Origin of the sequence: Gemmata sp. (assembly GCF_051859125.1) — a bacterium.
In the GTDB taxonomy this organism is placed as follows: domain Bacteria; phylum Planctomycetota; class Planctomycetia; order Gemmatales; family Gemmataceae; genus Gemmata.
Genome location: NZ_JBHYGG010000224.1, coordinates 16,187 through 38,042, shown reverse-complemented (window position 1 = coordinate 38,042; position 21,856 = coordinate 16,187). Strand labels below are relative to the sequence as shown.

The following is a 21,856-nucleotide window of genomic DNA, read 5'->3' as shown; positions in this document are numbered from 1 at the left end:
TGCCTCCTATAGCGCCTCCCTCTCCGGCGGCGGCGCCGCCGCCGCCCGCGCCGCCGCCGCCCCCCCCCCCCATTTTTCGGGGCAGGTGGCCGGCCGTGACAAAAAAACCCCCCCCATGTCTGGGGTGGGGCCCCCCCCCGGTGGCGGCCCGCCAGACACGTCCGGCGGATCTCGGCAGGTTTCGACGCACAACTTCAGTTCACCCCGGCGGAGAGCTTGCGCCAGCGGAGCCGGGTCTCCTGAGGGGTCTTCTCGTCGATCCGGCCCCACGCAGCGATCAACTCTTTCAGTCCCGCGTCGGCCGGCACCGCTCCAACGGCGACCTTGCCCAGCGCGTCGGCCGCGGCCGCGAGCAGCGGGGCCTGGTCCGGGCCGCGGAGCCCGTAGGCCGGGTTTCGCACCTCGGGCCGGGCGTACTGCCGCAGCGCCTCCTGGAGCGCCTTGGACCGCTCGGCGTCGAACCCGTACCCGAGCCACGCCGCGATCCGGTCCCGCTCCAGGTGCGCCTGCCGGAACGGGCCGGCGCCGAGCCCCGGCACCCCGAGCAGCTCCAGGCTCCGCGTCGGGCCGCCCAGCTCGGCGAGCAGGTCGAACGCCGCGTCCGGCGTCGCGCACCGCACTCGCACCACGCCGAGCCGCCCGCCCGAGTAGAACGGGACGTAGTTCGGCGTCCCGGCGGGCACGAGCTGCTTCTTGTCGGGGTCGTAGAACTGGCGGGTGCCCGGCAGCGGCGCGACCCCGAACCGGTCCGGCACGCGGCCGTTCTCTCGCGGGAGCTTCGCCAACTGCGGCAGCGTCAGCACCGCGAGCGCCGCGTCCCCCTTTGCGAGTGCGGCGACCGGGTCGGCCGGCCCGGCGGGCGCCTTGGGGAGCGCGCCGAGCCACGCCGCGGCCGCGGCGAACGCGGGGGCGCTCAACCGCGGCTCGCCCGTCTGAACGTCGTGGAGGAACGACACCGAGCCCAGGCCGGGGCCGGTCTTCGCGGAGGTCTCGGTCGCGCTCTGGCGGTCGAAGCACGCGGCAACGCGGAAGAATAGGTCGGCCGCCTGGGGGCCGGTCAGCGGCGGCAAGCTCGGCTTGCGGTCGGGGCCGGCGATGGCGGCGGCGAGCGCCGCAAAGTCCTCCCAACTGGCCGGGGCGGCCGGGTCGCGGCCGTGGGCCGTGCGAAACGCGGCAACGAACTGCGGGTCGGCGAGCCGGTCGGCCCGATACACCACTACGGCCCCGTCGCCCGCCAGTGGAACGGCCCGGGCCTGCCCGCCCCACTCGATCAGGTGCTCGCGGTACGCCGGGAGCACGCCCGCCCACTGGAACGGGTGGTCCGACGCCCGCAGCGCCGGCGGCACCGGTGCGAGGTCGTCGCGGCCCGCCCAGGTGCCGAACTCCGCAGCCGGAATGATGCCGAGGTCGGCGTCGTCGCCCGGTGCCATCGGCCCGGTCCGGACCGTCACCTTGGCCCCCGTGCGGGCCGCCCAACTGTTCACGATCGGGGTGACAACTGTCGCAAAATCCGGCTCCGGACACGACAAAATGAGAGACGTGTTGGTGTAAGGTCTCGCCGCCGGCCCGGTGTTCCGGCTAGACTCTTCGCCGCACCCCGCTACAAGCAGGAGACCGGCCGCCGCGAGCGCCCGGGGGTGCCACACGCGTTGGCCGAAACGGCGACACCGGCCGCGATCCGCTCGAAGATTCGGCGGGAGTGGTTGTTGCATCGGATGGAGTCCGTGGTCTAAGATGGCGTAGCGGAATTGAGTGGATGGTCTCCCCGCACTCGCCGCACCATATTTCGGGAACTTCTCCGAGCCGAGGATCGGCGGCAACTCGTTTGCAACCGATCATGCTCGAAAACTTGCGGGGGCGTTGGGCCGTCCCGCACTCTGATACGCTCCGGGGGCGCGCTGGGTTCGCGCTGCACAACCACCGTCAATCAGCACACCAGGCGGGCCAAGATATGAAGGTGAGTTTGGTTGTGGCGTCGGGGTCCCACCAGGGAAAGGTGATCCCCATCAACAGCCCGCAGTTCACCATCGGCCGCGAGGCCCAGTGCAACCTGCGGCCCGCCAGCCAGGCGATCAGCAAGAAGCACTGCGGGATCATCGTGCGGGACGATAACGTGTTCCTCGTCGACTACGGGAGCACCAACGGCACGCTCGTGAACGACGTGCTGGTCCGCGGCGAAGAGGTGCCGGTCGAGGACGGCACCCTCGTGATGGTCGGCCCGCTCGACTTCCGGCTCCGCGTCGAGCAGGAGGCCGGGGTCGAGACCGAGGCGAAGGACGGGACGCCGTTCCCGACGGCCGGCGGCCGCGAGGCGCTCGACGCGGTCAAGGCGGTCGCGGGGGACGCGACCATGGCCCCCCCGCCCCGGTCCCGCGACAACACCCCGAACCCCGGCGCCAAGCCCCAGCGCGACCCGACCCCGAACCCCGCCGTGTTGCGGCCCACCCCGGCCAAGGGGCGGCCCGGCCTGCCCGACGACTCGAAGGGCGGCGGCACCAACCTCACCGGCTCGAAGGAGGCCGCGGCGCTCAAGGCCGCCCCGTCCGCCCCGAAGCCGGCCCCCAAGCCCCCCGCGCCCAAGCCCGAAGCGCCCACGAAGATCACCGCCGACGCCGGCGACGACGACCCGGACAGCATCGCCGCCGCGCTCCTGGGCATGGACGACGACGACGAGGTGCCGGACGGCAGCACCGTGATGGAGATGCCCTCGGTGGTCGCCCCGGACTCCAAGGCGGGCGGCAAGCCCGGCGACGACAAGGGCCAGAAGAAGGCCACCAGCCGCGAGGAGATGTCCACCGCCGCCAACGACATCCTCAAGAAGCTCCTCCGCCGCCCGAAGTAGCGGGGCGGTCGATCCGGAGCGCGACATCACGGGGGGCACCGGCCTCCCGCGTTCATTTCCCGAGGCCCGGTCCCCACCGTGACGCGCGACCCGTCCCCCGTACCGCCGCTCCCCCCCGTCGCCCCCCGCCTCCTCGACTGGTTCGACGCGCACCGCCGCGACCTGCCCTGGCGGGCCGACCGCGACCCGTACCGCATCTGGGTCAGCGAGGTCATGCTCCAGCAGACGACCGTGGCCGCCGTCGTGCCCTACTTCCACCGGTTCGTCGCCGCGTTCCCCACCGTCGCGGCGCTCGCGGCGGCCGACGAGCAGCGCGTGCTGAAGCTCTGGGAGGGGCTCGGGTACTACCGCCGCGCCCGGCACCTGCACGCCGCGGCCAAGCGGCTCGTCGCGGGCCACGGCGGCGCGCTCCCCGACGACCCCGCCGCGTGGCTCGCGCTGCCCGGCGTCGGCCGGTACATCCAGGGGGCCGTGCTGTCGCAGGCGTTCGACCGCCGGCTGCCGATCGTCGAGGCGAACAGCCTGCGGGTGCTGGCCCGCCTGTTCGGCTACCGCGGCGACCCGCGCGAGGGGGCCGGCAAGGCGTGGGTGTGGGCCGCGGCCGAGGCGGTGCTGCCCGCGGAGCGGGCCGGCGACTTCAACCAGGCGCTCATGGAACTCGGGGCGCTCGTCTGCACCCCGGCGAAACCGGCGTGCGACCGGTGCCCGCTCGCGGCTGCCTGCGTCGCTAACCGCGACGCGCTCCAGGAGCAGATCCCCCCGCCGAAGAAGCAGCCGGTGGTCACCGAGGTGAGCGAGGTCGGCGTGGTGGTCCGCCGCGGGGGGAAGGTGCTGCTGTGCCGGCGGCCGGCCGACGCGGGCCGGTGGCAGAACATGTGGGAGGTGCCGCACGCCGAGCGCCTCGCGGGCGAACCGCTGGCCGAGTCGGCGGTGCGCGTCGCGAGGGCGCTGACCGGCCTCGCGGTGACTCCGGGGGCGGAGGTCGCGACGATCCGCCACAGCGTCACGCGGTTCCGCATCACGCTCGCGGTCGTCGGGGCGACCGCCCCGAGGGGCGCGTTCGCTCCCGGAGCGTACGCCGAGGCGAAGTGGGTGACCCCCGACGAACTCGCCGACTACCCCGTGAGCGCCCCGCAGCGGAAGCTGATGACGCACCTGGCGAGCGGCGGGGCGTGAGAGCGCCGATAGCCCGAGTTCCAACAGCGGGTGCGGTGCTGAAGTCGTTGCCCTCACGCGGGCCGCCCCGGAGGGCGGCCCCTACAAACCAAAGGCAAAAGGCTCGGTAGGGGCCGCCCTCCGTGGCGGCCCGCCAATCAGTTCCTGCGTATCCCAAGAGCGTTTCAACAGGGCCACCAGCGGGCGCACCCCACCCGGTCACCCGGACACCCGCGAGCACATCGGGGCCGCGACCGTCGGGCGGCAGCACAGGCACGGGCCGCTCGGCGGGAACCACAGGTCGGCCCCGCGGTCCGCCGGGACGGTGATCTGCGACGCCACCACCGCCCCGGTCGAGAACGGGAACACGGTCTCCAGGGCCGCGACCGACGAACTCGTCACCGACAGCACCCGGACCCAGCTCGCGGACCCGCCCGCGGCCGACGTCACCAGCTCGGCCCGCCCGTCGGAGTCGAGGTCGCGGGTCGCCACCCGGATGCCGCTCGTGTCCGCCGTGCCGTTCGCGTAGAACTCCTGGAGCGGGGTCAGCCCCGACACCGCGGTCCCGGGGTTCGCGGCGATTGTGGCCCCGGACCACACCCGCACCAGCGACGCGCCGCCCGCGTCCTGCGACACGATCAGGTCGTCGTACCCGTCGCCGTCGATGTCGCCCGCCGAGACGTTCACCCCGGACCGCACCGCTTGGTCGAACCCGAGGAACGACGGCCGCAGCGTGGCGGCCCGGCCCGCGGCGAGAGCGGCCCCGTCGTAGAGCGCGACCCGCGGGGCCATCCCGGCCCCGGTCCCGAGGATCAGGTCGGCGCGGCCGTCGCGGTTCAGGTCCCCGAGCGCGACCCGCACCCCGTTCCGGTTCCCCCGCCCGAACGGGGCGAACGCGAACGTCTTCACCAACTGCCCGCCCGACACCGTGTACACCTCGACCAGCGGCGCCCGGCCCCGGTCCGCGGACACGACCAGCTCGTCGCGGCCGTCCCCGTTGACGTCGCCGGCCGCGACGTACGCGCCGCCGGTGAACCCGCCCACGACCAGGGTCGGGCCGACCATCGTGGCGTTCGTCGCCCCGTCGATGATCCGGGTCCGCGCCACCCGCCCCGCCCCGGTCGTGAAGGCGTAGTCGGCCACGCCGTCGCCGTTGAAGTCGCCCACCGCGGTGCGGACGGTACCGGTGTACCCCGCGAACGGCGTGAACGTCTTCCCCGCGTAGGCGAGGGCCCCGGTCCCGTCGCGGGCGTACATGGCGACCTGCCCGGCCGACCCGGACACCAGCACCGGCGGCACGCCCGTGCTCACCGGTGGGGGCGGGGGCGGAGGAGGTGGGGGCGGAGGCGGCGTAACGGGCGGCGTGGTCGGCGGCGTGACCGGCGACACGGCCCCCCAGCCGACGTCGAGCAGCGCCGCCTGATCGAGGGACGTCCACGTGTGCCGCACCCCGTGCTGGAGCACCGGGGCCATGGCCGCGGGCTGCCCGCCGTACGTCGTGTTGGTGGCCCAGTGCGCCGAGTCGGAGGAGACCGGGGCGGCACCCCCGTACGTCGCCACCGAGTTCGCCCCGGTGAACGTGCCGTTTCGAACCTTCGAGAACCACTGGGGCGCGGTGCCGATCCCGAGCAGGTGGCCGAGTTCGTGGGTGGCGACCGAGTAGAAGTCGGTGCCGGTCGCCGTGAGGCCCGACGTGGTCGTCCCGAAGTACCACGACTCGGTGGTGTCGAACGCCAGGCTCCCGCCCCACGGCGCGAACCCGGACCACCCGCGGGTCGCGACGGTCGAGCCCCACGCGGCCGACCCGGACCACCCGTACCCGCCGGACCCGCCCTGGGCCGCCGTGGCCCCGGGCATGGCCCGCCCGCCGACGTACACGACGAGCGTGTTCGCCGCGACGCTCAGGTTGGGGATGGTGAACTGCTGGCCGGTGTTCGGGTTGTAGAACCCGGCGGTCCACGCGTTTCCGCCGGACGGGGCGATGGCCGAGAGGCTGGCCGAGACCCGGCCCCCCATCTCCTGGCCGACCTGCCGGAGCACGGCCTTGGCCCCGGGGTTGTCCTCGAAGAACCCGGACCCGCCGTTGGCGCGGAGGTCGAGGGTGAAGTCGAACGCCAGCGTGATCGCCGGCACCTCGCGGGCCTCCAGGGCCTCGAGCCCCAGTCGGGTACCGGTCGGGCGAACGGGCGTGGTCATCGGGGCCTCTGCCGTCCCCGCCGGCGGCCCGCGGTGCGCCTACTTGCGCCCGTCGGACCCGGCCCGGTGGGGGAGGACTGAAAGCCGCCGGCTGCGTCCTTACGGCCGACGCCCGGTGCGGTTCTCCAGCGAGTGCGCAGGGGCGCACGCACCGGGACGCCCGGGGTGTCCGGTCGGTCCGGCCCGCGAACGACGCGGGGCGGACGGGCTCCGCGGGTCGCTCGGCGACCGGGAGGGGCGTACGGTCTGGATCGAATCGATGGGGTACGAACGGGGCGCTGCCGTACCGGGTCCGGCGGGCGTCCTTCCCGCGGCACCCGCCCCCCGGCCGCTCGCTTCCGGCGGCCGGGGCGGGTGCCCCGCGTCACACTATATACCTAGAACGGTTCCTCCGGGAGTGTCAAATCGCCGGCGCGAATTGATAATTCTATCTGGGCCGGTTATTAAGCGGGCGAATAGTTTCTCCAGGCAGTATAGATTAACATTATTGAAGTGGCGGACGGCAAAAAGTCATAACGTGGGGCCGTCTACTTTCCCCACGCCCGACGACCGGACTTTGCGGCGCGACCGACACATCCTATCCCCCTTGCCGCACGCGGCGAGCCCGCACGACCCGCGGGCGCGAAACCCTGCCGGTTGTACCGGTTGGCGCGGCGGTGGTGCGCCGCGGGACACGCCCCCGCCCGCGGGGCTTTGCGCGGAAAGTGACCGAGGGGAACCTGTCCGACTGGTGCCGGGTGAACCCCGGGAACGAGAGGCGCACGACCGACGCGATCGCGAAGGCGCTGAAGCCGGGGTGAGGCCGCGGGGCGGGTGAAAGCGGCTGGGCTACGAGATCACCGGTGGTGCAGATGTGACCGGAACGCGAGACGGGTAGTTGCCCCTCACCCGCGACTCGAAGACTCGTCGCGACCTCTCCCCGTAGGAACGGGGCGAGGTGGGGCGCGGCGGGTGAGGGGCGACCACATTTCTCACCCACCTGGCACCTACTCGGCCCGCCACCGGTGCTCCGGTTCTCTACAAATCTCGCACGAATGGTTTGACGCCGCCCGGGGCGTTGCGCACTTATCTTCCAGGGCCGCTCGGCCCGTTCGCAGATCACCTCGCGACCACACCCTCAACCCGGACGTGCGACGATGGACGCCCTGTCAAGGGCCGGCATGCGCTGGCTCCAGACCCAGATCCGCTCCCGCGACCCGGCCACGAGCCGCGGGGCGGTGGCCGTTGCCGCGGTCCTCGCCGACCTCATGCTCGCCGACCTCGGCATCGACCCCGACGCCGGGGACCCGATCGGGTCAGGGGACCGGGCCGTGGGGCACGAGGTAGACGAGGTCCTCGGGCCGGAGCGAGCCGCCCGCCCCGGGGCCCGGGGGCGGCGCGCCGGGGCCGCCGCGGGCCGGGCCGGCGCACCAGAGCATCGCGTGCCCCTCGGGGAGGACGTAGGCACCGGGGGCGTCGCCGGCGCGCGTGGCGCGGCCCCCGAGCCCCCGCGGCGGCGGCCGGAAGGCCTCGCCCCCCGGGGGACCGACCCGGTAGCCGAACCCCCGCGCCTCGTCGAAGGCGTCCGGGGGGACGCGCCGCAGGTACCCGCGCTCGACCAGCGCGCCGAGCGGGTCGGGCCGCCCGTCGTCGGGGGGGTACCGGCCGAGTTCGGCGCGGTGCGCCCGGAGGGCGAGCTTCAGCAGGGCGGCCCGCCGGTGCGACCGCAGGCCCCGCTCGACGTCGGCCAGCTCGGCCGGGAGCCGCGGGCGGATCAGCAGCGCGGCCCCGGGCCGGCCGGAGATGAGCCCGGGGTCGGCCGGCAGGCCGGTCTCGAACCCGAGCCCGAGCAGCCGCCGGGTCCGCTCCCGCTCCCAGGGGACGGCCCAGGCCATCGAGACCAGCTCGACCTCGGGCGGCTGCGCCTCGGGGGCGGGGGCGGTGCGGTCCTGGGTGCCGAGGACGTTCGGCAGCCACTGGGCCGGGGAGGCCATCGCCTCGCGGATCACGTACCGCTCGGACAGGAAGTGCGGGACCGGGTCGAACGGCCCGGTCGGGTCGCCGGGCTCCAGGTCGGCGATCAGGGCGCGGAGCAGGTCGGGGCGGTCGAACCCGGCCGCGGCGGCGGCCCCGAGTGCGGGGAACGGGGCCAGCGCGGCCCGGACCGGCCCGGCCTGCGGGGGGAGCGCCTCGAGCCACCGGTCGAGCGCCTGGAGGGCGGCCTCCTCGACGAGGCGGCCCGCGTGGTACGCCGCGACGATGGACCCGTTCCGCAGGGTCCGCGCCAGGGCGACCGCGACCCGGAACGCCGCGGCGAACGCGTCCGGGTCGCCGGCGGCCTGCGCCCGGAGCCCGCGGGCCAGGATCGTGAGGGCCATCCGGTGCGAGCCGACGAGGGCCGCGTCGCGGGGGCCGGCCACGCCGATCAGTTGCGGGTACTCGAACACGCCGACGGGCAGCGCGGCGGCGGCCCCGGCGGTGGCGTACCAGGGCTCGTCGGTCGGGTCGGGGGCGTACACCCGGTCCAACCAGGCGGCCAGCTCGGCGTCGCCGGTCGGCCACCCCTTCACGATCACCTCGCTGAGCCGGTCCTCGACCCGGGGGCGGCGCTGCGGCGGGGGCGGGCCGCCGTCGGCCTCTCCGGCCAGCGCGGCGGCGACCCGGGCGTGTCGCTCGACGGCGTTGCGGAACGCGGTGCCCCCGCGGTTCGTGTCGAGCGGCGGGAGCGCGGCGACGTACGCGACGTCGGCCTCCGCGTCGGGCCGGTCGGGGACCTCCAGGACCCGGTACGCGAGGCCGGCCCCCAGTGCGGCGGCGGCGGCCAGCCCGCCGGCCGCGAGCCGGACCAGGGGGCCGCGCGCCCCGAGCCGGTCGGTGGCCCACGGGTGGACGAGGGCCCGTGCGGTCGCCAGGAGCAGCGCGGGCGGGAGCCACAGTTGCCAGGCCCAGACGCCGCCGGCCAGGAGCGACGGCCCCCACGCGACCGCGCCCGCGCCGCCGACGATCCCGGCCACCCCGCACGCCACCACCAGCTTCCGGAACAGGAGCCCGCACAGGTGCCCGGCGGCGAACCCGTACACGGCCGGCACCAGGAGGTACTTCCACGCGTGGCGGCCGAGTTCGTCGAACAGCGGCGACCGGAACACGACGGCCAGGGCCGTGTGCTCCCGCACGGCCGCGCGGTCGAGGACCTGGGCGCGGCCGATCGCCGGGGCCGCGAGGACCAGGAGCAGCGCGAGGCACAGGAGGAAGTGGAGCCCGACCTTCGCGGCCCACGCGCGGCCCAGCGGGAGCCGCTGCTCGCCCCAGAACCGGGCGACCCCGCGGGTCTGCTCGTCGGCGAACGCGGTCACCCCGGCGAGGGTGCCGGCGGCCAGCGCCAGGCCGGGCCACACGAGGACCGGGCGGGCGTCGCGGGCCAGCAGCCCGAGGCCGAACACGAGCGCGAACCCCGCGAGCGCGGCGGCCGGGCCGCGGAGCTGGCGGAGCCCCAGCCACACCAGCGCGCGGCCCCCCGCGCGGGGGCGGGACCGCGCCCGCGCCTCCCGGGGCACGTCCGCGGCCTCGTCGTCGGCGGCCCGGAGCCGGTCGGGCCGGGTGAACACCCACGCGGACAGGCCGAGTGGGGCGACGAGCATGAACCCCAGGAACGCCGCCGCCGCGGCCGGCCGCAGGGCCGGGCCGGCCGGGTCGTGGGCGAACGTCGCCAGGACCAGGGTGACGGGCACGAGGGAGGCGACGGCCGCGGCCAGCGCCCCGGGGATCGCGGCCCCGATCGCGCCGAGCGTCGTGCGCGAGACGGTGGACCCGAACACGCCCCACACGAACGACAGCATCGCGAACACGGCCGCGGCCCGCGCCCACCCGAGGGTGGGGACGAGCCCGAGGGCCGCGGCGACCGCGAGGAGCGCCCCGACCTGCGCCGCGGCGAGGCCGGTGCCGGCGGCCACCTTCGCGCGCCACAGCCGCCACCGGGCCGCGGGCAGCGCGTCGAGGAACCCCATGGTCCCGGCCTCGCGCTCGGCGGCGAACACGGCCCCGCCGCACACCATTCCGGCGGTCACGCACAGCATGAGGGTGGCGAGCAGCCCGAGCCCGAGGTGGCGGACCACGTCGCCCGCCCGCGCGCCCTCGGCGGGCGGGTCGGCGAGGGCGGCCGCGGCGGCGAGCACGCCCGACCCGAGGGCCACGAGCGCCAGCCCGATCAGCCCCTGCTCGCGGAGTTCCTTCCAGACGACGGCGCGAATCATGGCACCCACCACGACGAAGATAAATTCGAAGCACGAAATCCGAAAGGAAGAATCCGGCGCGCGGGGTCTTGTTCGGATTGTGTGTTTCGTGCTTCGTGCTTCGAATTTTGTGCTTCGGCCTAGCCGGGACCGACCTTCCGCACCATCGGGATGCCGCCGGCCGCCGGCGCGCCGGTCGGGCCGCGGGCCATCAGGGCGGCGTACACCTCTTCGAGCGCGACCTGCGAGTCCTCGAAGTCGCTGACGCCCGGCGCGGCCCGGAGCGCGGCGACGGCCGCCGGGTCGGGGTCCTGCACCAGCGCCTGCCAGAACCGGCCGGTCCCGTTCCGCTCCAGCACGGTGCCCAGCGGGGCCGGGTCCGGGGGCTGCCCGGCGAACCGCAGGCTGAACCGGCGGACCGTGCGGCGCAGGTCGTCGAGCGGGGCCGAGAGGATCATCCGCCCGTCGCGGAGCAGCCCGACGTGGGTGCAGGCCCGCTCCAGTTCGGCGATCGAGTGGCTCGAAATCAGGACGGTGCGGCCCGCGGCGGCGAGTTCGGTGAGCCCGGCGAGGAACTCGCGGCGGGTGAGCAGGTCGAGCCCGGACGTGGGCTCGTCGAGGAGCAGCACCTCGGGGTCCGGGGCCAGCGCGAGCGCGAGGCCGACCCGGGCGTACCCGCCCTTCGAGAGGTCGCGGAGCTTCTTCGACTGGTCGAGGCCGAGGCGGTCGCCCCACTCGCGGTACCGGGCGAGGAACCCCGGGCGGTGGAACGACCCGGCGAACCACCCGATCTCGGCGACGGTCATCCAGTCGTAGAACCGGGGCCGCTCGGGCACGTACCCGACGAGGTGCCGCAGCTCGGTGGCCCGGGACCAGCAGTCGCGGCCGAGGATGGCGGCGCGACCGGTGTCGGCCGGGGCCAGGCCGGTGAGGATCTTCATCGTGGTGGTCTTGCCCGCGCCGTTGTCGCCCAGGAAGGCGAACACGGCCCCGCGGGGGACGCGGAGGTCGAGCCCGTCGAGGGCCGCCTTCCCGCGGTACCGCACCACCACCTGCTCGGTCACGATCGCGTCGTCGGACATGCACCCCTCGGCGGCCCCCGGGAGGGCCGCCCCGCCCCCGGTCAGTGGTACAATACTACCGAAACGGGCGCGGGGCGCTTTCATGGAACCGGTGGTCGTCTACCACTTCGTGCTGTGCCGGCGGGCGAGCTACGACCTCGGCGACCCGGTCGCGCCGTACTCCCTGCACAACGTCGTGTTCCAGCTCGGTCCGGAGGCCGGCGAGACGTACCCGCTCGCCGGAATCGATCTGTGGGTGTCCGCGAGGCTCGAAGGAGAGGACGGACACGAATTCTGGATTGATGTCGTTCGAATTACCGGCGACGATGAATTTTCCGAGGAACTGATCACGGCTTACGGCCCCTTGATCGCGCCATTTGGGAGCGACCGACGAACGATGTCCCGTGCCTGGCATCTCCGGCGTGTTCCGTTCGACGTCCCAGGGCTTTACGAATTCCGACTGATGCAAGGGGATGAGATATTGGCAGTCGCGAGCATTCGTCTGGAGGATTAAGCGTGTCTACTGACCCCGAGAAGCGTCGATCGAGAATCCCAGGCCGGCGCCCCCCGGCCCCGCAGAAGCCGGACGACGCACCGGATCTTGTGGGATATGAGCCCCTCATCCCGCGCACGCCCGAGGAGCGGAAGCCGGGGACCGCGCACATCTGGGGGCCGGCCCGGTTGGCGGAACGTGCGGGCAACGACAGCGTTCCGCAGCCGCCGCCCACCGAGCAAACACCTGAGCCGCCGCCGGCGACGTGACTCAGCGGGCGAAGAACTTGTCCTTCACCTCGGGGTTTACGACCCAGTCGGCGGGCCACTCACCGCTCAGCAGCTTCGCGATCCCCTGGGCCGCGACCAGGGCCATGTCCTCGCGGGACTTCTTGTCCACCCCGGCGGTGTGGGCCGTGAGCAGCACGTTGTCCAGATCGCACAGCGGGCTGCCGGCCAGCGGCTCCTTCTCGAACACGTCGAGCCCGGCCCCGGCGATCCGGTTGGTTTTCAGCGCGTCGTACAGGTCGGCCTCGTGGACGACCCCGCCGCGGCTCGTGTTGATGACCAGCGCCGACGGCTTCATCAGCGCCAGCGTCTCCTTGCGGATCATGTTCCTCGTCAGCGGGGTTTTCGGGACGTGGAGGGTGACCACGTCGGCCCGCGCCAGCAGCTCCTCGAACGGCACGAGTTCGACCTTGTGGGTCTCGCAGAACCCGACGTCGGGGGCGATCTCGGCGGCGAGGACGTTCATGCCGAAGGCGTTCGCGCGGGTCGCCATCGCCTTGCCGATCCGCCCCAGGCCGACGATGCCCAGCGTGGTGGTGCGGGCGAACGACACGGCCTTCCGCGGCCACTTCCCGGCCCGGATCGCGATGTCCTGGGACCGGACCTCGCGGAGCATCCCGAGGATCATGGCGAAGGCGTGCTCGGCGACGGCCTCCTGGTTCGTGCCCGGGGCGAAGCACACGGCGATGCCGTTCTCGGTGGCCGCTTCGAGGTTGACCGCGTCGTACCCCACGCCGGCGCGGGCGATGACCTTCAGCCCGGCGGCGGCGAGGGTCGCGAGGGTCGAGGGGGTGTACGGCTCGCCGCCGGCGAGGACCGCGGCGCACCCGGGCACCTGGGCGAGCAGTTCCTTCTCGGTGAGGATCGCCCCGAACGCGAACCCCTCGCGGACCGGGTACTCGAAGTGGAGCCCGGCGGCGCGGAGCGTGGGGGCGAAGGCGTGTTCGATGTCCCGCAGGGGGCCGGGGGCGATGAGGACGCGCTTCATGTCGGGTGGTTCGGGAGTGAGGGGGCGGGGGCCGGAGGGGCGGCCGCGGGCACCGCGACCGGGGCCACGGCGGCGATTTCTCGCACCCCCGCCCCGATCCTCAATACCCTACCACGAGAAGAATACGACATCGCGTCCGGTTGGGTATGCACCCGCGGAACGAACCTTGCGGGGGGAGACGGTGTCCGTTCGCCAAGTGGCCGGCCCCCGGATTTCGGTCCGCGGGCGGGTCCGGGCGCTCCGGTGGGTCGGGGCGTGCGGGTCGTAACGGGCACCAACGGTCGCCCGTGGTCACAAACTGGGGGAAACGCGCCATGTTCCTTGACTGAACGGCTGTGCCGACTGATGATGTAATAGTCGGTTGCGGGCAGTCCGCACCGCATCAGTCGGCATGGCAACGGTCGCGAGACCGCCACCGGAGGCAGAACCACGACAACGGTGAATTTCCCACCTTGCACGCGGCACCGCCGACCTCCGGAGGCAACCCCCATGCCCTGAAGGAGGTCACTTGAACACCGCAACGTTGAGCCCGGTGAACTCGGTGTCCGCCCCCCTCACCACGAGCCTCCCGAGCGCCCTTTACCGGGCGTGCGTGGCGGCCAAGGTCGCCGCCGACAACAAGGGCCGCGACGTCCTGGTGCTGGACATGCGGTCCTGCACCCCCATGTTCGACTTCTTCGTCATCTCGACCGGCACCAGTCGCCGCCAGATCCACACGATCGCGGAGGAGACCGACGCCGCCCTTCGGGCCGAGGGCGACACCCGCATCGGCATCGAGGGGTACGAGGCGAGTAAGTGGATCGTGCAGGACTACGGCGACGTGGTGATGCACGTGTTCGACCCGGACACCCGCGACTACTACAAGCTCGAGGAGCTGTGGGCCGACGCGAAGAAGGTGGACTGGGAGAGCGAGCTGTAAAACCCCCGCGTCCCGCCCGGGCGCGGTTTCTATAACGAACCCGTCGGCCGGGTCGCACCTCTCTGGGGTGGCGGCCCGAGCCGACGTGTCCTTTTTGTGGCCGACAATCTGCTGGGTCCGCGATGAACGTCCTCCACCACCTCCGCTCGCTGTTCGCCCCGGTCATTACCGAGGTCGCACCAGACCGGGCCAAGGTGCCGGACTACCTGGGCATGGTGAAGCCGTCGGCGAACGCCGAGCACGGCGACTACCAGGCGAACATGGCGATGGCGCTGGGCAAGGCGCTCGGCCAGAAGCCGCAGGACGTGGCGAAGGCGATCGTCGCGAAGCTCCCGGCGAGCGACGTGTTCGAGCCGCCGACGGTTGCGGGACCGGGTTTCATCAACCTGAAGTTGAAGGACACCTGGCTCGCGGGACAAGTGCGCGGCCTCGCGACTGATCAGAAGCTGGGCGTCGAGCCGGTCGCGAAGCCGAAGACGTTCGTGATCGACCTGAGCGGGCCGAACGTGGCGAAGCCGCTGCACGTGGGGCACCTCCGCAGCACGATCATCGGCGACTCGCTGGTCCGCATCCTCCGCTTCCTGGGCCACACGGTCGTCAGCGACAACCACCTCGGCGACTGGGGCACCCAGTTCGGCATCCTGCTGTACGGCTACAAGCACTGTCGCGACGACGCCGCGTTCCTGGCCGATCCGGTCCGCGAACTGGCCCGCCTCTACGTTCACGTCCGCGGGTTGTTCAAGAAGGCCGGCGACGACGAGGACGAAGGCCCGACCGACGACCCAGTGAAGAAGGCGTGCCAGGAGGAGACGGCGAAGCTCCACGCGGGCGACGCGGAGAACCTCGTGCTGTGGCAGCGGTTCATGCCGGCGTGCCTGGAGATGCTCCGCCCGATCTACGAGCGCCTCGACGTGAAGATCGACCACGCGCTCGGCGAGAGCTTCTACAACCCGATGCTCCCGGGCGTCGTCGAGGGCATGCTCGCGAAGGGCATCGCGTTCGAGAGCAAGGGTGCGGTGGTCATCCCCAACGCGAAGGGCGTTGTCCCGCAGACCGACGAAGAGCAGAAGAAAGAAGAGCCGCCCGCGATTATCCGCAAGCGCGACGGTGCGTTCACCTACACGACGACGGACCTCGCGACGGTGAAGTACCGCGTCGAGACGTGGAAGCCGGACGCGATGCTGTACGTCGTGGACGCGCGTCAGGCGCTGCACTTCAAGACGATCTTCGCACAGGCCCGACGCTGGGGGTACGACAAGACCGAGTACCAGCACGTCCAATTCGGAACGATGCTCGGGCCGGATAAGAAGCCTAAACGGACTCGCGATGGCGGTGTCGAAGAGCTCATGCCGCTGCTTGACGAGGCCGTATCTGTCGGCACGCAGAAGTACGAGGCGAGCTACGCCGAACGCAAGTCGTTCGGGCACGACGTGCCGGAACTCACCCCCGAGGTGAAGCGGAACATCGCGGAGGCCATCGGAATCGCCGCCGTGAAGTACGCGGACCTGAGCCAGAACCGCACGACCGATTACGTGTACGACGCGGACAAGATGACGAGCACGGAGGGCAACACGGCGGCGTACATGCAGTACGCCTACGCCCGCTGTCGGAGCATCTTTCGCAACGGTGATGTGGACGAGGCGGGGTTCCGCGCGAACCCGCCCATGGTGGTCATCACGCACGCGGCCGAGCGTGCCCTGGCGCTGCAACTGTTGCGGTTCCCGGAGGCGGTCGAGGCGGCCGCGGCCGATTACCTGCCGCACCTCGTCACCGCGTACCTGTGGGATCTCGCGAAGTGCTTCAGCGGGTTCTTCGAGAACTGCCCGGTGCTGAAGGCCGAGTCGCCGGAACTGAAGGACAGCCGCCTGCTGCTGGTCGATCTCGTCGGCCGGGCCATCAAGCAGGCGCTCGATTTGCTCGGCATCCGGACCGTCGAGCGGATGTAGAATAGTCGTCTGGTCCACACGTCGCCGCGTCGTCAGGTCCAAAACCTCGGTGGTTTCGGCAGCGACCTGATGACGTGACGACCTCGCGACCTGAGACTGATAGACATGTTCGTCGATCGCGTGGAACTGTTCGTGAAGGGTGGGGACGGCGGTCGCGGGCTCGCGACTTTCCGGCGGGAGAAGTTCGTGCCCAAGGGCGGTCCCGACGGCGGGGACGGCGGGCACGGCGGGTCAATCATCATCCGGGCCGACCCGAACGCCGACAACCTCGCCGGCCTCTCGATGAAGAAGCACTGGAAGGCCAAGAGCGGGGACGCGGGCGGCGGCGCGCGCAAGACCGGCGCGAACGCCGAGGACGTGATCCTGCTCGTCCCGCCCGGCACCATCATCCGCGACCGCGACCGCGGCAACGTGCTGAAGGACCTCGTGAACCCGGGCGACGAACTGGTCGCCGCGAAGGGCGGCCGCGGGGGCCGCGGGAACGTCCACTTCAAGAGCAGCACGAACCGCGCGCCGCGCGAGTCCGAGCCGGGCGGGGAGGGCGAGGAGCGCTGGATCACGCTCGAACTCAAGGTGATCGCCGACGCCGGTCTGGTCGGGTTCCCGAACGCGGGCAAGTCGACGCTGCTCTCGCGGGTGTCGCGGGCCACACCGGAGATCGCGTCGTACCCGTTCACCACGAAGCACCCGAACCTCGGCATTGTGACCGCCGGCGACGCTCACTTCGTGCTCGCCGACCTCCCGGGGCTGATCGAGGGGGCCGCACAGGGCGTCGGCCTGGGGCACGAGTTCCTGCGGCACGTCGAGCGGACCCGCGTCCTGATCCACCTCGTCGAGCCGTTCCCGAGCGACGACTCGGACCCGGTGCGGAACTACCACCTGATTCGCAAGGAACTGCACGACTACACGATCCCGCTCAGCGACAAGCCCGAGTTGGTGTGCGTCAGCAAGGCGGAGTTGACTGGGGCCGACGAGGTCCGCGACAAGCTCGCCGCCGAGCTGGGCCGCGAGGTGCTGCTGATCTCGGCCGTGACCGGTCAGGGGCTGCAACTCGTGGTCGGCCGCGTGGCACAGATGCTCGCCGAGATCAAGCGCTCCGAGGCCGAGGAAGCGGCCCGTAAGAAGCCCGTAGTCGAGTTCGGCACGGAGGCGGTGGTCCGCACGAGCGACTTCCAGACCACCGCAGTCGCGAGCATCACGCCGCCCGCCGACGGGGCCGCGCCATGACGCCCGACGTCGTCGTGGACATCGGCAACACGCGGATGAAGTGGGGCCGGTGCGAGGGCGGGCGGGTCGCCGAGGTGCTGCGGCTCCCGCTCGACGAACCGGCCGTCTGGGACGCCGAACTCGCGAAACTCCCGCCCTCGCAGTCAGCCGCCCGCCGGTGGGCCGTCGCCAGCGTGAACCCGCCGGCGTGCGAGCGGTTCGTCGCGTGGGCCGGGGCACACGGAACCGTTACGCTCTTCACCTCGCCGTCCGAAGTCCCAATTCGCGTGAACGTGGACGAACCGGGCAAGGTGGGGCTCGATCGCTTGTTCGGGGCAGTCGCCGCGAAGGCAATGGTTCCCCCGGGGACACCGGTCATCACCGTGGACGTCGGCACGGCCGTGACCGTGAACGTGATCGACGCCGGCGGCCTCTTCCAGGGCGGTGCGATCTTCCCCGGGCCACGCCTCATGGGCCGGGCGCTCAACGACCACACCGCGAAGTTGCCGCTCATTGATCTCGGCGAAGTTCCGGCGGCCGGTCCCCCGGGGCGGAACACGGCCGGCGCCATCGCGGCGGGAATCGCGGCTGCGGTTCAGGGCGGTGTCGGGCTCCTCGTCGAGCGCCTGGCCGCCCGATACGCTCGGCCGCGCCTGTTCATCACCGGCGGCGCTCGTGGGGCGCTCTCCAGGCACCTCTTTCGTGGCGTCGACGAGGTGACCGAGGTCCCGGAACTCACGCTCGAAGGCATTCGCATCGCGGCCGGGGCGCTGCAATGAGTGACACCCTTGTGTCACTTCTCACGCCCAACGGTGTCGGGGCGATTGCCACCGTCGAGGTGCACGGCCCGCGGGCGTGGGAACTCGCCCGCACGCTGTTCCGACCGGCCGGTAAACCGCTCCCGGGCGCCCCCGAACTGCACCGCTTCTGGTTCGGCACACTCGGTGAAGGGGCGGGCGACGAAGTGATTCTCGCGGCCACGGGCGAATCACGTGTCGAGGTCCACTGCCACGGCGGGCGGCGCGTGGTGCGGTGGGTGATCGACCAGTTCCTTGCGAGCGGGGTGTGTGAACCCCCCGAGGTCGGCGATCCTCAATCACTCGGGGGGGGCACACCCCCCGCCCGCCTCTTGCAACTCGCCCCGACGCTCCGCACCGCGGGGGTTCTGCTCGACCAGCTTCACGGGGCGTTCGAAGTGGCGGTGCGGCAGGTCCTCGCATCACCCGACCTCGCCGGACTCCAAGAGTTGAGGCGGTTCGCCAACGTCGGCCGCCACCTCGTGACGCCGTGGAAGGTAGCGATCGCGGGACCGCCGAACGTCGGGAAGAGTTCGCTCGTGAACTCGCTCGCCGGCTACCAGCGCACCGTCGTGTCGGACGTTCCGGGCACCACGCGCGACGCGGTCAGTGTGCAACTCGCGTTCGACGGCTGGCCGGTCGAGTTAACCGATACCGCCGGCTTGCGCGACGCGGAGGGCTTGGAGGCGGAAGGCATTGAGCGGGCCCGCCGCGTACTTGCCGAAGCCGACCTCGTCGTGTGGGTGATGGACGGGAGCGCGGCTCCGGTCGCTGAAGCGGGCGGCTCGCCGGGGTCGTTGCCTCTGTGGAACAAGGCCGACCTCGCAACAGAGCCGTTGATCGGGTTGGCTGTCTCCGCGACGACCGGCCAGGGCATTCCCGAACTCGTTGCCGCGATCGTGAGTCGCTTCGTGCCCGATCCGCCGCCACCCGGGGCCGCGGTGCCGTACTCGCCGGAACTCGCCGCCCGCGTCGAGGCGGCGAGCGCTGCGACCGACCGCGGAGAAGCCGTCAGGCTTCTCCGCGACGTACTCACACAGCCGGGATAAACCCGGCCGCTCGCCGCAGCACCGATACAAAAACACCGCACCCCCACCCCGGAGTCCAGTCACATGCAGTTCGGCAAGATTCGGCGGGCCAGTGGCGACCACGTCGTCGCGATCGAGAACAACCAGGTCTTCACGATCGACACGGCCCTCGACCCCGAGGTGCCGTCGCTCGCGGCCCTCCTCGCCACGCCGAACCCGATCGCCGCCGCCCGCGAACTCATCGACCCGCGGTTCGCCCCGGAGCCGCTCGGCGACCAGACGTTCCTCGCCCCCATCGACCGCCAGGAGGTGTGGGCCGCCGGCGTCACCTACAAGCGGAGCAAGGTGGCCCGCGAGGAGGAGTCGGCCGGGGCGGCGCAGTTCTACGACAAGGTGTACTCGGCCCCGCGGCCGGAACTGTTCATGAAGGCCACGCCCGAGCGGGTCGTGCCGCCGGGCCAACCGGTCTACATCCGCGCCGACAGTAAGTGGAACGTGCCCGAGCCCGAGTTCACGCTGGTCGTCACGCCGGCGGGGAAGATCGTCGGGTACACGATCGGCAACGACATGAGTTCCCGCGACATCGAGGGCGAGAACCCGCTGTACCTCCCGCAGGCGAAGATCTACCGGCGGTCGTGCGCCATCGGCCCGGTCGTCACGCCCGTTGCGGGGATGCCGGCGCTCTCCGGCGTCGAGATCAAGCTGGTCATCAGCCGCGGGGGCAAGCCGGCTTATGAAGGAACGACGACGCTGGCGCAACTGAACCGCACGCCCGAGAGCCTCGTTGAGTGGCTGTTCCGCGACAACGACTTCCCGAACGGCGCGCTCCTGCTCACGGGTACTGGCATCGTCCCCCCCGACGCGTTCTCGCTCCAGGTCGGCGACGACATCGCCATCACCATCGCCGGCATCGGCACCCTGCGCAACCCCGTGGGTTGAAGCACCCAATGATGGCCGCAAAAGGGCACAAAAGTCGCAAAACGGATGGCCACGAAACCCGAGGTACGGCCGTCAGCACCAACCGGCTTCTTTTGCGAAATTTGTGCCCCTTTGCGGCCAATCTCTTCTTCGTCCGCCGGTGCGCCAGCGCGTAAGATTCCTCCATGTCCATTCGCGTCTCGAATCTGAGGCTCCCGGTCGATGAGCCGGAAGCCAGCCTCCCGGCGCACCTCGCACGCGCGCTGGGTGTGAACCCGACCGACCTGAGTCGCTGGCGGATCGTCCGCAAGGCGCTCGACCTGCGCGACAAGCGGCAGCTCCGGTTCGTCTACAACTTCGAGGTCGACCTCCCCGCCGAGGAGCCCGAGGTGGTGCGGCGAACGGCCGACCGCCCGCACGCGCCCGCACAGGTCGCGCTGCACGACGAGCCGCCGTTCGCGATGCCCGAGCCCGGCCGCACGCCGCTCCCGCACCGGCCGGTCGTCGTCGGCTCCGGCCCCGGCGGGCTGGTGTGCGCGTACTTCCTCGCCAAGCACGGCTACCGGCCGATCCTGCTCGAACGCGGCACCAAGGTGAACGACCGCATCCGCGACGTGAAAACGTTCGACGACGGCGGCGAGTTCCACCCCGAGAGCAACTACCTGTTCGGCGAGGGCGGGGCCGGCACGTTCTCCGACGGCAAGCTCACCTGCCGCGGCACCGGGCCGGACGTGATCCGCGTGCTGGAACTGCTCGCCGAGTGCAAGGGCCAGCAGCCCGGCCGGCCCAACATCCTGTACTACCACCGCCCGCACCTCGGCAGCAACCGCCTGCCCGCCGTGGTGAAGGCGCTCCGCCAGCGGATCGAGGGGTTCGGCGGCGAGGTGCGGTTCCTCACGCGGGTCGAGGACGTCGACTTCGACGCGAGCGGCCTCAAGGGCGTCAGCACGTCGTCGGGCTTCACGCCCGCCTCGGTGGTCGTCCTCGCGATCGGCCACAGCGCCCGCGACACCTACCGCATGCTGGCCGAGAGGAAGGTGCCGATGGCGATGAAGCCGTTCCAGTTCGGCGTCCGCATCGAGCACCGGCAGGACGTGGTGAACGCGGTGCAGTTCGGCCCGCGGCACGAGCAGTACGAGGAACTCCTCGGCAACGCCGACTACTCACTGGTCGCCAGCGGGAAGCACGACCTGTTCACGTTCTGCATGTGCGCCGGCGGGTACGTGATCCCGAGCGTGTCGCAGCACGGGTTCTTCGCGACCAACGGCATGAGCCTGAGCCGCCGGGACTCGCCGTTCGCCAACAGCGGGCTGGTGGTGACGGTGCCGGTCGAGGAGTTCGGCGCGAGGGACGTACTCGCCGGCGTGCGGCTCCAGGAGAAGTACGAGGCGAAGGCGTTCGAGATCGGCCGGGGCCGCGAGTACCGCTCCCCGGTGCAGGGCGCGCGCGACTTCGTGCGGGGCACGGTGTCGCGGTCGGCCCCGGAGTCGAGTTACCCCCGCGGGGTGACGCCGTGCGACCTGCGCGAGGTGCTGCCGCCGGTGGTGGCGGAGGCGGTCGCGAACGGGCTGCCGCAGATGGACCGCCGCTGGAACGGGCGCTTCCTGGCCGACGCGGTGCTGGTCGGTCCCGAGTCGCGGGGCAGTTCGCCCGTCCGCATCGACCGCGACAACGAGACCCGAGAGTCGCCGGGCGTGCCCGGCCTCTTCCCCGTCGGCGAAGGTGCCGGGTACGCCGGCGGCATCGTCTCCGCGGCCGTGGACGGCCTCCGCACCGCCCGCGCCATCATCGCGAAGTACGCCGTGGCGTGAT

15 protein-coding genes are annotated in these 21,856 nt (G+C 72.2%); 10 read left to right on the top strand and 5 right to left on the bottom strand.

What is annotated here, in order from left to right; genetic code table 11:
* Window positions 1-194 precede the first annotated feature (194 nt).
* Window positions 195-1,451 (bottom strand): extracellular solute-binding protein, encoded by a 1,257-nt coding sequence (locus tag ACTIGN_RS18490; RefSeq protein ID WP_439626487.1) that lies wholly within the window; start codon window positions 1,449-1,451, stop codon window positions 195-197.
* A 506-nt stretch (window positions 1,452-1,957) separates the two neighbouring features.
* Between ACTIGN_RS18490 and ACTIGN_RS18485 the strand changes: the two genes are divergently transcribed.
* Together ACTIGN_RS18485 and mutY are read left to right on the top strand one after the other, a co-directional pair.
* A complete protein-coding gene (locus ACTIGN_RS18485; RefSeq protein WP_439626485.1) occupies window positions 1,958-2,842 on the top strand; it encodes an FHA domain-containing protein in 885 nt (294 codons plus the stop codon).
* 78 nt (window positions 2,843-2,920) lie between these two features.
* Entirely contained in the window at window positions 2,921-4,018 is a 1,098-nt protein-coding gene (gene mutY / locus ACTIGN_RS18480) for an A/G-specific adenine glycosylase (RefSeq protein ID WP_439626483.1), read from the top strand.
* Window positions 4,019-4,216: 198 nt separating this feature from the next.
* Here the strand turns inward: mutY and ACTIGN_RS18475 are convergent, their stop codons facing one another.
* From ACTIGN_RS18475 to ACTIGN_RS18465, 3 genes are all read right to left on the bottom strand, one after another.
* Entirely contained in the window at window positions 4,217-6,193 is a 1,977-nt protein-coding gene (locus tag ACTIGN_RS18475; protein WP_439626481.1) for an FG-GAP-like repeat-containing protein, read from the bottom strand.
* 1,295 nt (window positions 6,194-7,488) lie between these two features.
* Window positions 7,489-10,422, bottom strand: a complete 2,934-nt coding sequence (locus tag ACTIGN_RS18470) for a hypothetical protein (RefSeq protein WP_439626479.1) — start codon at window positions 10,420-10,422, stop codon at window positions 7,489-7,491.
* A gap of 119 nt (window positions 10,423-10,541) precedes the next feature.
* Window positions 10,542-11,483 carry an ABC transporter ATP-binding protein gene (locus ACTIGN_RS18465; RefSeq protein ID WP_439626477.1) on the bottom strand — a complete coding sequence of 314 codons (942 nt, stop codon included), beginning with the start codon at window positions 11,481-11,483 and terminating at the stop codon, window positions 10,542-10,544.
* A gap of 82 nt (window positions 11,484-11,565) precedes the next feature.
* Here ACTIGN_RS18465 and ACTIGN_RS18460 point away from each other — a divergent pair, with 82 nt between their 5' ends.
* The gene (locus tag ACTIGN_RS18460; RefSeq protein ID WP_439626475.1) at window positions 11,566-11,976 is read left to right on the top strand and encodes a hypothetical protein; all 411 of its coding nucleotides are present in this window, start codon (window positions 11,566-11,568) and stop codon (window positions 11,974-11,976) included.
* 249 nt (window positions 11,977-12,225) lie between these two features.
* Here ACTIGN_RS18460 and ACTIGN_RS18455 read toward each other — a convergent pair whose 3' ends face one another.
* The gene (locus ACTIGN_RS18455; RefSeq protein ID WP_439626473.1) at window positions 12,226-13,230 is read right to left on the bottom strand and encodes a phosphoglycerate dehydrogenase; all 1,005 of its coding nucleotides are present in this window, start codon (window positions 13,228-13,230) and stop codon (window positions 12,226-12,228) included.
* Between the two features lie 541 nt (window positions 13,231-13,771).
* Between ACTIGN_RS18455 and rsfS the strand changes: the two genes are divergently transcribed.
* From rsfS to ACTIGN_RS18420, 7 genes are all read left to right on the top strand, one after another.
* Entirely contained in the window at window positions 13,772-14,149 is a 378-nt protein-coding gene (rsfS, locus tag ACTIGN_RS18450; RefSeq protein WP_439626471.1) for a ribosome silencing factor, read from the top strand.
* A gap of 122 nt (window positions 14,150-14,271) precedes the next feature.
* On the top strand, window positions 14,272-16,095 hold the full coding sequence (argS, locus tag ACTIGN_RS18445) for an arginine--tRNA ligase (protein ID WP_439626469.1): 1,824 nt from the start codon (window positions 14,272-14,274) through the stop codon (window positions 16,093-16,095).
* A 105-nt stretch (window positions 16,096-16,200) separates the two neighbouring features.
* Complete coding sequence (gene obgE, locus ACTIGN_RS18440) at window positions 16,201-17,322, top strand: GTPase ObgE (protein WP_439626467.1); 1,122 nt, start codon at window positions 16,201-16,203, stop codon at window positions 17,320-17,322.
* On the top strand, window positions 17,319-18,080 hold the full coding sequence (locus ACTIGN_RS18435) for a type III pantothenate kinase (protein ID WP_439626465.1): 762 nt from the start codon (window positions 17,319-17,321) through the stop codon (window positions 18,078-18,080). The genes obgE and ACTIGN_RS18435 overlap by 4 nt, the downstream gene beginning before the upstream one ends.
* Complete coding sequence (locus tag ACTIGN_RS18430) at window positions 18,077-19,147, top strand: GTPase (protein ID WP_439626463.1); 1,071 nt, start codon at window positions 18,077-18,079, stop codon at window positions 19,145-19,147. Before ACTIGN_RS18435 ends, ACTIGN_RS18430 begins: the two co-directional genes overlap by 4 nt.
* A gap of 63 nt (window positions 19,148-19,210) precedes the next feature.
* Window positions 19,211-20,065: a fumarylacetoacetate hydrolase family protein gene (locus ACTIGN_RS18425; RefSeq protein ID WP_439626461.1), complete on the top strand. Its 855-nt coding sequence runs from the start codon at window positions 19,211-19,213 to the stop codon at window positions 20,063-20,065.
* Window positions 20,066-20,229: 164 nt separating this feature from the next.
* The gene (locus ACTIGN_RS18420) at window positions 20,230-21,855 is read left to right on the top strand and encodes an NAD(P)/FAD-dependent oxidoreductase (RefSeq protein WP_439626459.1); all 1,626 of its coding nucleotides are present in this window, start codon (window positions 20,230-20,232) and stop codon (window positions 21,853-21,855) included.
* Window position 21,856 lies beyond the last annotated feature (1 nt).

Excerpts from the sequence above, each read along its gene's own strand:
- ACTIGN_RS18475 (WP_439626481.1), bottom strand. The coding sequence starts at position 6,193 with ATGACCACGCCCGTTCGCCCGACCGGTACCCGACTGGGGCTCGAGGCC.
- ACTIGN_RS18470 (WP_439626479.1), bottom strand. The coding sequence starts at position 10,422 with ATGATTCGCGCCGTCGTCTGGAAGGAACTCCGCGAGCAGGGGCTGATC.
- ACTIGN_RS18465 (WP_439626477.1), bottom strand. The coding sequence starts at position 11,483 with ATGTCCGACGACGCGATCGTGACCGAGCAGGTGGTGGTGCGGTACCGC.
- ACTIGN_RS18460 (WP_439626475.1), top strand. The coding sequence starts at position 11,566 with ATGGAACCGGTGGTCGTCTACCACTTCGTGCTGTGCCGGCGGGCGAGC.
- ACTIGN_RS18455 (WP_439626473.1), bottom strand. The coding sequence starts at position 13,230 with ATGAAGCGCGTCCTCATCGCCCCCGGCCCCCTGCGGGACATCGAACAC.
- argS (WP_439626469.1), top strand. The coding sequence starts at position 14,272 with ATGAACGTCCTCCACCACCTCCGCTCGCTGTTCGCCCCGGTCATTACC.
- obgE (WP_439626467.1), top strand. The coding sequence starts at position 16,201 with ATGTTCGTCGATCGCGTGGAACTGTTCGTGAAGGGTGGGGACGGCGGT.
- ACTIGN_RS18435 (WP_439626465.1), top strand. The coding sequence starts at position 17,319 with ATGACGCCCGACGTCGTCGTGGACATCGGCAACACGCGGATGAAGTGG.
- ACTIGN_RS18430 (WP_439626463.1), top strand. The coding sequence starts at position 18,077 with ATGAGTGACACCCTTGTGTCACTTCTCACGCCCAACGGTGTCGGGGCG.
- ACTIGN_RS18425 (WP_439626461.1), top strand. The coding sequence starts at position 19,211 with ATGCAGTTCGGCAAGATTCGGCGGGCCAGTGGCGACCACGTCGTCGCG.
- ACTIGN_RS18420 (WP_439626459.1), top strand. The coding sequence starts at position 20,230 with ATGTCCATTCGCGTCTCGAATCTGAGGCTCCCGGTCGATGAGCCGGAA.